This window comes from Streptomyces sp., assembly GCF_050698815.1.
Taxonomy (GTDB): domain Bacteria; phylum Actinomycetota; class Actinomycetes; order Streptomycetales; family Streptomycetaceae; genus Streptomyces.
Genome location: NZ_JBOHCV010000488.1, coordinates 1 through 10,307 on the forward strand (window position 1 = coordinate 1; position 10,307 = coordinate 10,307).

The following is a 10,307-nucleotide window of genomic DNA, read 5'->3' on the forward strand; positions in this document are numbered from 1 at the left end:
CCATGTGACATGGTCACCGGCCCCCGCTGTCACGTGCGGTCCGGTCAGCGGGTGGACGGGCCGTCGTCGCGGATGACCTCACCCTCGACGACCTTGCCGTCCGGGCGGTGGATGCGCATCTGCTCCTCCGCCTTGCGGGTCTGCTGGTAGGCGTCCCCGATGGTGCCGGGCGCGAAGCCTGCCCGGCGCTCGAGGTAGCGCTGCGTGGCGCGGCGCATCACAGCGGCGGTGGGCGGAAAGACGCAGAGCAGCCCGGCCACGTCCGAGACGAGCCCGGGCACCATGAGGAGCAGCCCGCCGAGCATCGCGAGGGCGTTGCCCCCACTGCCGCGGCCCGCACCGCTCTCGCCCTCGCCGTCCGGCGCGCCCCGTTCATGCTGCGCCTGCTGTGCCTTCTGGACGTTCTCGGCCAGCCGGCGCCAGGCACGCCGCCCCGCCCGCTTGATGACGAAGGCCCCCAGCAGGAAGCCCGCGACCAGCAGTGCCAGCACGGCCAGGCCGCCGGCCGCCTCCGCGACGAGGGTCAGCAGCCAGATCTCCAGAACGGCCCAAGCCGCAACTGCCAGCGGGATGAGTCTGCGGACGCGGGGGCGGCGGCCAAGGTCCGCGCCCGCTCCCCCGGGACCTCCGGAGGTCCCGGAGCCCGGCTGCTCACGTGGTGATTCCTGCGGGTACGGTGCACGGCTCGTCATGGTTCAAGTGTGCCTGCGGCCGAGGATTCTTTTCACCCGGCCCCGTACACCCCATGCGGTGACCCGCCACAGTGCCTCGACCACGATGTCGCGGCTCATCTTGGAGTCGCCGTGCTCGCGGTCGACGAAGGTGATCGGCACCTCGACCACATGGAATCCGGCGCGCACGGCCCGGTGGGCGAGGTCGACCTGGAAGCAGTAGCCCTGGGAGGCGACGGCGTTCATGCCCAGCCCCTGCAGGGTCCCGGCACGGAAGGCGCGGAAGCCGCCGGTCAGATCCCGTAGCGGCACATCGAGCAGCAGCCGTGAGTACGTGCTGCCGCCACGGGAGATGAATTCGCGCGACCGCGGCCAGTTGACGACCCGGCCGCCCGGTACCCACCGCGATCCGAGCACCAGGTCGGCGCCTTTGAGCGCGGTGAGCAGGCGGGGCAGTTCCTCGGGCTGGTGCGAGCCGTCGGCGTCCATCTCCACCAGGACGCCGTAGCCGTGCTCGATGCCCCAGCGGAAGCCCGCGAGATATGCGGCGCCCAGGCCCTCCTTGCCCTTTCGGTGCAGCACCTGGACGTGCTCGTCATGGGCCGCCAGTTCGTCGGCGATCTTGCCGGTGCCGTCGGGACTGTTGTCGTCGGCGATGAGAACGTGCGCCTCGGGCACGGCCGAGCGCACCCGCGTGAGTACGGGCTCGATGTTGTCGGCCTCGTTGTAGGTCGGGATGATCACCAAAACCGTGCCGAGCGGCCCGTACTCCCGCCGCCGTCCGCCGTCCGTCACCGCTGCTGCCCCTCGTGGTTCCGCCGTGCCTGCTTCGCCTCCCGCGCGGGCCGCTCGCGTCGCCCGACGTACCAGGCCCCGGCGCAGGAGAGGACGCCCACCATAGCGAGCATCCACTCCGGTGCGGCGCCGACGCGGTCGGCCGGGGTGATGTCGTCCCGCAGTGGAAGTCGGGCGGTGATGACGTCCCGTTCGAACTCCTCGGTGCGCTGCTGGACAGTGCCGTCGGGGGCGACGACGGCACTGATGCCGCTGGGTGCGGCGGTGACCACGGCACGGCCGTGCTCGACGGCGCGGAGTTTGGACATCACCAGCTGCTGCTCGGGCTGGCCGGTGTTGCCGTAGGTGGCGTTGTTCGTCTGGACGACCAGTGCGCGGGCGCCCGCCCTGACGGTGTCCCGCGGGATCTCGTCGTAGGCGACCTCGAAGCAGATGACGTCCCCGAGACGGGCGGGGCCGGTCTGCAGGACACCCGTGTGGTCGCCCGGCCAGAAGTCGCGGGGAACGCGCTGCAGCCGGCTGATGACCTTGCTGAGCTGGTCCCGGAAGGGTACGTATTCGCCGAAGGGCACCGGGTGCTGCTTGGTGTACGAGGCGCCGGGGCCCTTCTTCGGGTCCCAGACGATGCCCTGGTTCTCGACGTAGCCCTCTTTGGTGGGGTGGTCGACGAGCGCGCCGACCAGGATGGGGACGCCGATCGCCCGGGCGGCCTCATCGATGCGGTCGCCTGCCTCGGGCCACTTGAACGGGTCGAGGTCGGATGCGTTCTCGGGCCAGATGACCAGGTCGGGCCGCTCGGCCTTGCCCGCCTTGACCTTGCGTGCGAGGTCGAGGGTGGCGTCGACGTGATTGTTGAGGATCTTCATGGGGCGGCCGAGGAAGTCCATGCCGGGCTTCTCCACGTTGCCCTGGACGACGGCGATGTCGACGCTGTCGTCGGCCGCGGTGGGCACCGGCACGGCGTAACCGGCCGCGGTGACGGCCATGGCGAGCGCCAGGGAGCCGAGGAGGGGCCGGAGAGTCGCGGCCCCGCGAAGGCGCGGGCGGGGCGCGTCGGCCGCCGTGTCCACCGTCTCCGCCGTTCGGGCACGGCGGAGACTGTGCCAGGCGGCTGCGGCTGCCGCGGCGGTCAGGGTGCCGGTCAGCGCGACGGCGAAGGTGACCAGCGGCGCGCCGCCGAGTGCGGCGAGCGGCGTGTAGGGCGAGCCGGTGTTGGCGAAGGCGAGCCGTCCCCACGGGAACCCGCCGAACGGTGCCCGGTCGCGGGCCCACTCCTCGGCGACCCACAGGCAGGCGCCCCACAGCGGCCACAGGGGCAGCCGCGAGGTGAGGGCGAGGGCGGCGCCGAGCACGGCGATGAACAGCGATTCGACGAAGGCGAGGCCCAATACGGCGTCCCAGCCCACGACATGGAGCCACTTGAGCAGCACGGTGAAGAAGGGCCAGCCGAAGGCGAGGCCGGTCCAGGCGCCCTGCCGGACGGTACGGCCGCGGGTGAGCAGGCTGAGCGTGGCGACAGCGGCCAGCGACAGCAGCCAGAGTCCGTACGGCGGGAAGGCGAGAGCGAGCGCGACACCTGCCGTGACGGCGCAGCCCGTACGCGGAGCCTCCCGGCGGGCGAAGCGGCCCAGCCGCCGGATCCGGCCCGGCCGCGGCTCCGTCCGGTCCCCGGTTGGGCTTTCCCCGGCTGCGGCCGCTGTGCCCGTGGCGTCGCCTTCCGCGGAGTCCGTGACGCCGGCCCCGCCGTCCCCTGGCGTCGTCCGGCGGCGTGCTCGCGGCGTCCCCCCGGAGCTACCCGGGCCGTCGGCGGACGTGCCGCCGACGGCTGATGCGGCGGTGGTGTCGGAACCCGATGGCACGGTCGCGGCCTTCCTGCAGGTCGTGCGGTGGTGAAGTGACCGTATAACGCGCGGGCACGTGCGCGGGCCGTGGGTTCGGATTCACCGTGCGCCTGCGACGTCTGCTGCGGATGGGGGCCCGGTGCCCTTCGGGCCGACCTGGGACCCGCTGGCTGCGAGTCGACCGAGAGCCGTTGTCTACTGAGCATCCGGGCCCCACCCGGGTCGCACCTGCCGGCCAGCCTGAACCTCCCGCCCCCGTGCCGTGGGCGCTGGACCTGGCTCCCAGTGGTGGTGTCCCGGTGCGGCACACCACCCCCTGGCCCAGCGGCGTTCGACGACTGCGCGCGGAATGGCAAGCCGGACGTCCTGTGGTGGACCTGGCCGAACCTACCGGGCCTCGGGCATCGCCTGTCAACAGCCACGCTACCTGCGGCGTTTCGCCGAATCAGCAGGTCACTGCCGAGGAGGCAGCGGGGTCACGACGGTCCCGGGGCACGCAGGTTCGGCCGTACGGGACGCGCACACATCACTCGTTCGGCCGTGCGTGGACGGTGCGTCCCGCCACCACCGTCCGCAGGCAGACGGGGAGTTGACCGCCGGGCGTCAGGTCGGGCAGTCCGGGGGTGCCGGAGCGGGGATCGGTGGACCAGTTGGCGACCCGGGTGTCGGGGGCCTGGACGATCAGGTCGCCGGTTCGCCAGAGCGCGTAGTCGGCCGGAGCGCCGGGGACGAGGACGCCCGCGTCGTCCTGGCCGACGGCGCGCCGCCCGCCACGGGTGTGGGCGGTGAAGGCGCCTCGTACGGAGATGCGGTGCTCGGGGGTCCGGTGGAAGGCGGCGGCCCGGATGGTGCCCCACGGGTCGAGGGGGGTGACCGGGCTGTCGGAGCCGAGGGCCAGCGGTACCCCCGCGCGCAGGAGCGCGGCGTACGGGTTGAGGGTGCGGGCGCGCTCCGTGCCGAGCCGGGTGGCGTACATACCCTCCGCGCCACCCCAGGCGGCGTCGAAGGCGGGCTGTACGGAGGCGGTGAGGGCGAACTCGGCGAACTCGGCGATGGTCTGCCCCGTGAGCATCTCGGCGTGTTCGACGCGGTGCCGCGCGGCGCGTACCCGGTCCAGGCCGACCCGCTCGGCGGCTGCCCGCACGCCCTGGGTCACGGCCGTGACGGCGCCGTCGCCGATGGCGTGGAAACCCGCCTGGAGTCCGGCCTCGGTGCAGGCGGTGACGTGTGCGGCGACGGCTTCGGCGTCGAGGTAGGCGGTGCCGGTGTGCGGGGCGTCGGCGTAGGGGGCGGTGAGGTGTGCGGTGTGCGAGCCGAGTGCCCCGTCCGCGAAGAGATCACCGCCTGCGCCGACGGCGCCCAGCGCCCGGATCCGGGCGGCGCCCGCGGCGGAGGTGACCGGCTCGGCCCAGTAGCCGTGCACGCGGGGGCCGTTGTCCTCCTCGGCGGCGAGCGCGAGCAGGGCGGTGAAGTCGTCCTCGCCGGAGATGTCGGGGCCCGCGCACTCGTGCAGGTCGCCGATGCCGAGGGAGGCGGCGTGCTCGAGCGCTGCCCGCTGGGCCTCGGCGCGCTGGGCGGTGGTGAGGGAGCCGTGGGCCCGCTCGCGGGCGGCGTGGTGGGCGTCGCGGGTCAGGGGTTCGCCCTCGGTGTAGCCGGTGCGCCGGGTGATGCCGGGGAGAAGGTCGAGGAGTGCGGTGGTGGCGAGAGCCGAGTGCACGTCGATGCGGCTGAGGTAGAGGGGGCGGCCGCCGGCGGCCTCGTCGAGCTCGGCCCGGGTGGGGTGGCGTCCCTCGGGCCAGCCGGTGGTGTCCCAGCCGTGGCCGAGCAGCACCCGGTCCCCGGGCCGGACCGCGGCGTGCGCGCGGATCCGGTCGAGCGCGTCCCGCAGCGTACGGGCACCGGTCAGGTCGAGGCCGGTCAGCGCCAGGCCCGTGGCGGTGGTGTGCACGTGTGCGTCGGTGAAGGTCGGGGTGACCAGTGCGCCGTCGAGGTGGACGGTCTCCTCGACACCTTCGGCGAAGGAGTCGGCGGCGCCTTCGGAGCCGATCCAGGCGATGCTGCCGCCCTCGACCACCATCGCGGTCGCGAACGGGTCGGCGGGGCTGTGCACCTCTCCCCCGCGCAGCAGGACGGTGCGGTTGTCGTGGCCGTGGGCGGCGCTGTCGTTCATGGCGACAGTCTCCCGCCCGGGCGCACGCGGACGCCGTGCGGGGGTTCGCCGGTCGCGTCCGTACCGGCCCGGGCGGCGATGTCAGATGCGGGGCGGGCGCGCCTCGTAGGGGGTGGAGAGAACGACCGTCGTACGGGTGGAGACGCCGGCGAGCGAGCGGATGCGGGCGAGGAGGTGTTCGAGTTCGATGGGGGTGCCGACGCGCACCTTAAGGATGTAGTTCTCGTCGCCGGCGACGCTGTGACAGGCCTCGATCTCCGGTACGTCGGCGAGCCGTTCGGCGATGTCGTCCGGTGCGCTGGGGTCGAACGGCTTGACGGAGATGAAGGCCGTCAGCGGCAGACCGACCGACTCGGGATCGACGAGTGCGGTGTAACCGCGGACGACACCGCGCTGCTCCAGCCGACGCACACGCTGGTGCACCGCCGAGGTGGACAGGCCGGTGGCCTTGCCCAGGTCGGTGTAGCTCATCCGCCCGTCCTTGACGAGCAGATCGACGATTTGCCGGTCCAGTTCCTCCACAGCAGGTCAACCTACTGCGCCGGGCACGCTCCGGCACAGCGGACGCGGAACCGGCCGGCACTGCGGGCCCGATGTGTGACGAAGGCCACACTCACGCTTTCGTGTCACTGGGCGGGCGGCGATTACGCGGATGGCGCCACGGGAAGTGCTTGCTGTGGCCGGAGGCGAGATGCCCGGCCGGTTCACCCGAGGGGGATTGCATGCGCACTGTGAAGCGGGTCCGCACGTCTGAAGCCGCCGCCGTGGCGGCGATGGAGGAGGCGCTGACCGCTGAGGCGTACGAGACGGAAACCTACGAGATCTTCCGGGTGAGCTGCCCGGACTGCGGGCAGCCGATCGCCCTGCTCGCCGAGGAGGAGAACCTGCCGCAGCACGCGCTGTGCGCGTCGCCCTGGAAGCCGTTCGGGCTGACGGTGTGCCAGGGGTCGGGACGGGCCGCGGCGCAGGCCGCGCCGCTGTGCACGATCCCGGGACTTCAGGAGCACGATGTGAGCGCGCTGCTGACGCTCCCGGAGGGGCTGGACTGGCGGATGCAGCCGTTCTCACACGCGGGCCGCGCGAGCGGTCATGCGGTACGGGAGCCGCACCGCCCGTAGCGACGGCCGTTGCTCCGGCCGGGGCCTCCGGAGCTCGGGGAGGTGGATTTCGGGTGCCCGGCGGGCACTCGTGGCGTCCCCTGCCGCAGACCGGTGAGTGAGGCCGTCATGACACAGACGAAAGCGCCGCGGAAGTCGGCGAAGGACGAGGCGACAGTACGAGCGCTGCTGGACCTGCACGGCAGGACCTACGCCGGCCAGGCGGGTATCGCGCTGCGTGACACCCCCTCGCCGCTGTACCGGCTGCTGGTGCTGTCCCTGCTGCTCAGTGCCCGCATCCAGGCGAGCATCGCGGTGGCGGCCTCCCGGGCACTGTCGGACGCCGGGCTGCGGGACCCGCGGCGGATGTCGGAAGCGAGCTGGCAGCAGCGGGTGGACGCGCTCGGCGTGGGCGGCTACCGGCGATACGACGAGCGCACGGCCACCCAGCTGGGTGACGGCGCGGAGCTGCTGCTGCGGGAGTACCGGGGTGATCTGCGCAGACTGCGTGAGGACCCGGATCCGAAGAAGCGGCTGCTGGACGTGCCGGGTATCGGGCCGACCGGCACTGACATCTTCCTGCGGGAAGTGCAGGAGGTGTGGCCGGAGTTCGGCCCGTACTTCGACGGCAAGGCACAGCAGGGTGCCGAACGGCTCGGCCTGCCCCGGTCGGCCGAAAAGCTGTCCGGGCTGGTCGCCGAGCGCGACCGTGCCCGGCTGGCGGCGGGTCTGGTGCGGGCCGCGCTCGACAAGAAGGTGGTCGAGGAGGTGCTGGCGGCGGCGTAGCGGACGGTACGGGCGGCCCGGACGCCCGAGCCGCCGGCCCGCCCGCCCGTACGTGCGCCTTCTACGTTCGGCGGATCCCGCGGTCGCTCTCGGGGCCTGTGAGGTGCCGGGCGATGACCATGCGCTGGATCTGGTTGGTGCCCTCGAGGATCTGCAGGACCTTGGCCTCACGCAGGTACCGCTCGACGGGGAAGTCCATGGTGTAGCCGTAGCCGCCGAGCAGCTGGACGGCGTCGGTGGTCACCCGCATCGCGGCGTCGGTGCAGAACAGCTTCGCCATGGCGGCCTCCCGGCCGAAGGGGTGGCCGCCGTCCCGCAGCCGGGCCGCGGTGAGGTAGAGGGCCCGCCCCGCCTCGATCTGGGTGGCCATGTCGGCGAGCATGAAGCGCAGGCCCTGGAAGTCGGCGACGGGGCGGCCGAACTGCTCGCGGCCACGGGTGTACGCGACGGCCTCGTCCAGGGCGGCCTGGGCGACACCGACGGCGCAGGCGGCGATGCCCAGGCGGCCGGACTCGAGCGCGGACAGGGCGATGGTGAAGCCCTGCCCCTCGTCACCGAGACGCCGGGTGTCGCTGACGCGTACGCCGTCGAAGTGGACCTGCGCGGTGGGTGATCCCTGCAGTCCCATCTTGCGCTCGGGTGCCGCCGCACCGAGCCCGGCGGCGTCGCCGGGGACGAGGAAGGCGGTGATGCCGCGCGCTCCCTCCTCGGCGGTACGGGCGAAGACCGTGTAGAAGTCGGCGACACCACCGTGGGTGATCCAGGCCTTGGTGCCCTCCAGGATCCAGTCGTCGCCGTCCCGGGTGGCGCGGGTGCTCAGGGAGGCGGCGTCGGAGCCGGAGGCCGGCTCCGAGAGGCAGTACGCGCCGAGGAGGCCGCCCCCGAGCATGGCGGGGAGGTGGTCGGCGCGCTGCTGTTTGCTGCCGAAGTGGGCCAGGGCGTGGCAGGAGAGGGTGTGCACGCTGGTGCCCATACCGACGGTGAGGCGCGCGGCGGCGAGCTCCTCGAGCACCTGGAGATAGACCTCATAGGGCTGGTCGCCGCCGCCGTACTCCTGAGAGTAGGGGAGGCCGAGCAGCCCGGAGCCGGAGAGCAGGGTGCAGGTCTCACGGGGGAAGCGGGCCGCCCGCTCGTCCTCGCTCGCGGGTGGGCGGATCTCCCGCTGGACCAGTTCGCGTACGAGTGCCAGCAGATCGCGGGCTTCCTGGGTGGGCAGTTGGCGGTCCACCGGCCGCGGTCCGTACTCGGGCATCGTGACGCTCTCCTCCTGTTGAGGGCTGCGGGCGACGGACCGGGGTGTGGTGGCGCCGCCGTGTTCGGTCCACGGGCAGGGTCGCCGCGACCGGAGTGACACTCCCCTGCCGTGATGGTGCCGCGCCGGGTTGCGACGGCGGCTGACCAGCGGCTGGGGCGAAAAGGAGTATGCCCGATCGGCGGCACGCGCGTCACGGGCGCACGGGGCCGGCGGGGGCGCGAGGTGAGGGCGCGTGGACGGGGATTGCGGATATTGGTTCGGACCATTGACGTACTGGTCTAGTCCTTCTAGATTTCGGCGCGAACCTCCCGCCCCCACGTCCGCGAGGAGAACCATGATCAGACTTCAGGTACGACGACAGCGAAGCCGGCCACGAACCGCCCGGCGCGGGCTCTTCGCCCTCGTCGCCGCCGGCGCCACGGCCGTGCTGGCCGCCTCACTGCTGGCCGGTGGCGCCGGTGCCGCCGGAGCGGCAACGGCACGGGAGACCGGGAAGCAGCAGACGGCTCACTCGGCGCAGCAATCGGCCCAACAGGCCTCTGCCGCCGGCAAGGTGGTGGGCTACTTCACCAACTGGGGCGTATACCAGCGCAATTATCACGTCAAGAACATCGAGACGTCCGGATCCGCGAACAAACTCACCCACATCAACTACGCCTTCGGCAACGTCCAGGGCGGCAAGTGCACCGTCGGCGACGGCTACGCCGACTACGAGAAGGCCTACACCGCCGACCAGAGCGTCGACGGCCAGGCGGACACCTGGGACCAGCCGCTGCGCGGCAACTTCAACCAGCTGCTCAAGCTGAAGAAGAAGCACCCCGGCCTGAAGGTGCTGTGGTCCTTCGGCGGCTGGACCTGGTCCGGCGGCTTCGGCGAGGCCGCGAAGAACCCGGCGGCGTTCGCCGAATCCTGCGCGAACCTCCTCAACGACTCGCGCTGGGCCGGACTCTTCGACGGCATCGACATCGACTGGGAGTACCCCAACGCCTGCGGACTGACCTGCGACACGAGCGGCCCGCAGGCCTTCACGAACGTGATGAAGGCGCTGCGCGCGAAGCTCGGCGGAGGCAAACTCGTCACGGCCGCGATCACCGCCGACGCCTCCGCGGGCGGCAAGCTGGAGGCTACGGACTACGCCGGCGCGGCCCAGTACGCCGACTGGTATCTGCCCATGACCTACGACTACTTCGGCGCCTGGGACGCACAGGGCCCCACCGCCCCGCACTCGCCGCTGACCGGCTATGACGGCATCCCGAAGGACGGCTTCAACGCCACGGCGACCATCGAGAAGCTGACCGGAATGGGAGTCCCGGCGAGCAAACTGCTGCTCGGCCTCGGCTTCTACGGACGCGGCTGGACCGGCGTCACCCAGGCGGCGCCGGGCGGGACGGCGAGCGGTCCCGCGCCCGGCACGTACGAGCAGGGCATCGACGACTACAAGGTGCTCAAGAGCAAGTGCCCCTCCAACGGTACGGTCGCGGGCACCGCGTACGCGCACTGCGGCAACAACTGGTGGAGCTACGACACCCCGGCGACGATCGGAAGCAAGACGAACTGGGGCAATCAGAAGGGGCTGGGCGGTTCCTTCTTCTGGGAGCTCAGTGGCGACACGACCGGCGGTGAGCTGATCAAGGCCATCAACTGACCGACCCACGCCGCGCCGGCGCCACCGCGCGCCGCCGCGCATCCGCG

General features: G+C 72.4%; 9 protein-coding genes. 3 read left to right on the forward strand and 6 right to left on the reverse strand.

Annotated elements, in window-relative coordinates; all coding sequences use genetic code 11:
• Positions 1-44: 44 nt before the first annotated feature.
• The 5 genes from fxsA to ACRDP3_RS17530 form a co-directional block, all read right to left on the reverse strand.
• Complete coding sequence (fxsA, locus tag ACRDP3_RS17510) at positions 45-692, reverse strand: FxsA family membrane protein (RefSeq protein ID WP_431517894.1); 648 nt, start codon at positions 690-692, stop codon at positions 45-47.
• A gap of 3 nt (positions 693-695) precedes the next feature.
• Entirely contained in the window at positions 696-1,466 is a 771-nt protein-coding gene (locus ACRDP3_RS17515; RefSeq protein WP_431517895.1) for a polyprenol monophosphomannose synthase, read from the reverse strand.
• Positions 1,463-3,325, reverse strand: coding sequence for an apolipoprotein N-acyltransferase (lnt, locus tag ACRDP3_RS17520; RefSeq protein ID WP_431517896.1), 1,863 nt, complete (start codon positions 3,323-3,325; stop codon positions 1,463-1,465). The genes ACRDP3_RS17515 and lnt overlap by 4 nt, the downstream gene beginning before the upstream one ends.
• A 508-nt stretch (positions 3,326-3,833) precedes the next feature.
• Complete coding sequence (locus ACRDP3_RS17525; protein ID WP_431517897.1) at positions 3,834-5,477, reverse strand: amidohydrolase; 1,644 nt, start codon at positions 5,475-5,477, stop codon at positions 3,834-3,836.
• 81 nt (positions 5,478-5,558) lie between these two features.
• Positions 5,559-5,999 (reverse strand): Lrp/AsnC family transcriptional regulator, encoded by a 441-nt coding sequence (locus ACRDP3_RS17530; RefSeq protein WP_431517898.1) that lies wholly within the window; start codon positions 5,997-5,999, stop codon positions 5,559-5,561.
• Between the two features lie 200 nt (positions 6,000-6,199).
• Here ACRDP3_RS17530 and ACRDP3_RS17535 point away from each other — a divergent pair, with 200 nt between their 5' ends.
• Complete coding sequence (locus ACRDP3_RS17535; protein ID WP_431517899.1) at positions 6,200-6,595, forward strand: hypothetical protein; 396 nt, start codon at positions 6,200-6,202, stop codon at positions 6,593-6,595.
• A 108-nt stretch (positions 6,596-6,703) separates the two neighbouring features.
• On the forward strand, positions 6,704-7,360 hold the full coding sequence (locus tag ACRDP3_RS17540) for an endonuclease (RefSeq protein WP_431517900.1): 657 nt from the start codon (positions 6,704-6,706) through the stop codon (positions 7,358-7,360).
• A gap of 61 nt (positions 7,361-7,421) precedes the next feature.
• On the opposite strand, the gene ACRDP3_RS17545 is transcribed toward ACRDP3_RS17540, so the two are convergent.
• Positions 7,422-8,612, reverse strand: coding sequence for an acyl-CoA dehydrogenase family protein (locus tag ACRDP3_RS17545; RefSeq protein WP_431517901.1), 1,191 nt, complete (start codon positions 8,610-8,612; stop codon positions 7,422-7,424).
• Positions 8,613-8,949: 337 nt separating this feature from the next.
• Here ACRDP3_RS17545 and ACRDP3_RS17550 point away from each other — a divergent pair, with 337 nt between their 5' ends.
• Positions 8,950-10,260: a glycoside hydrolase family 18 protein gene (locus ACRDP3_RS17550; protein ID WP_431517902.1), complete on the forward strand. Its 1,311-nt coding sequence runs from the start codon at positions 8,950-8,952 to the stop codon at positions 10,258-10,260.
• The last annotated feature ends 47 nt before the right edge of the window (positions 10,261-10,307 follow it).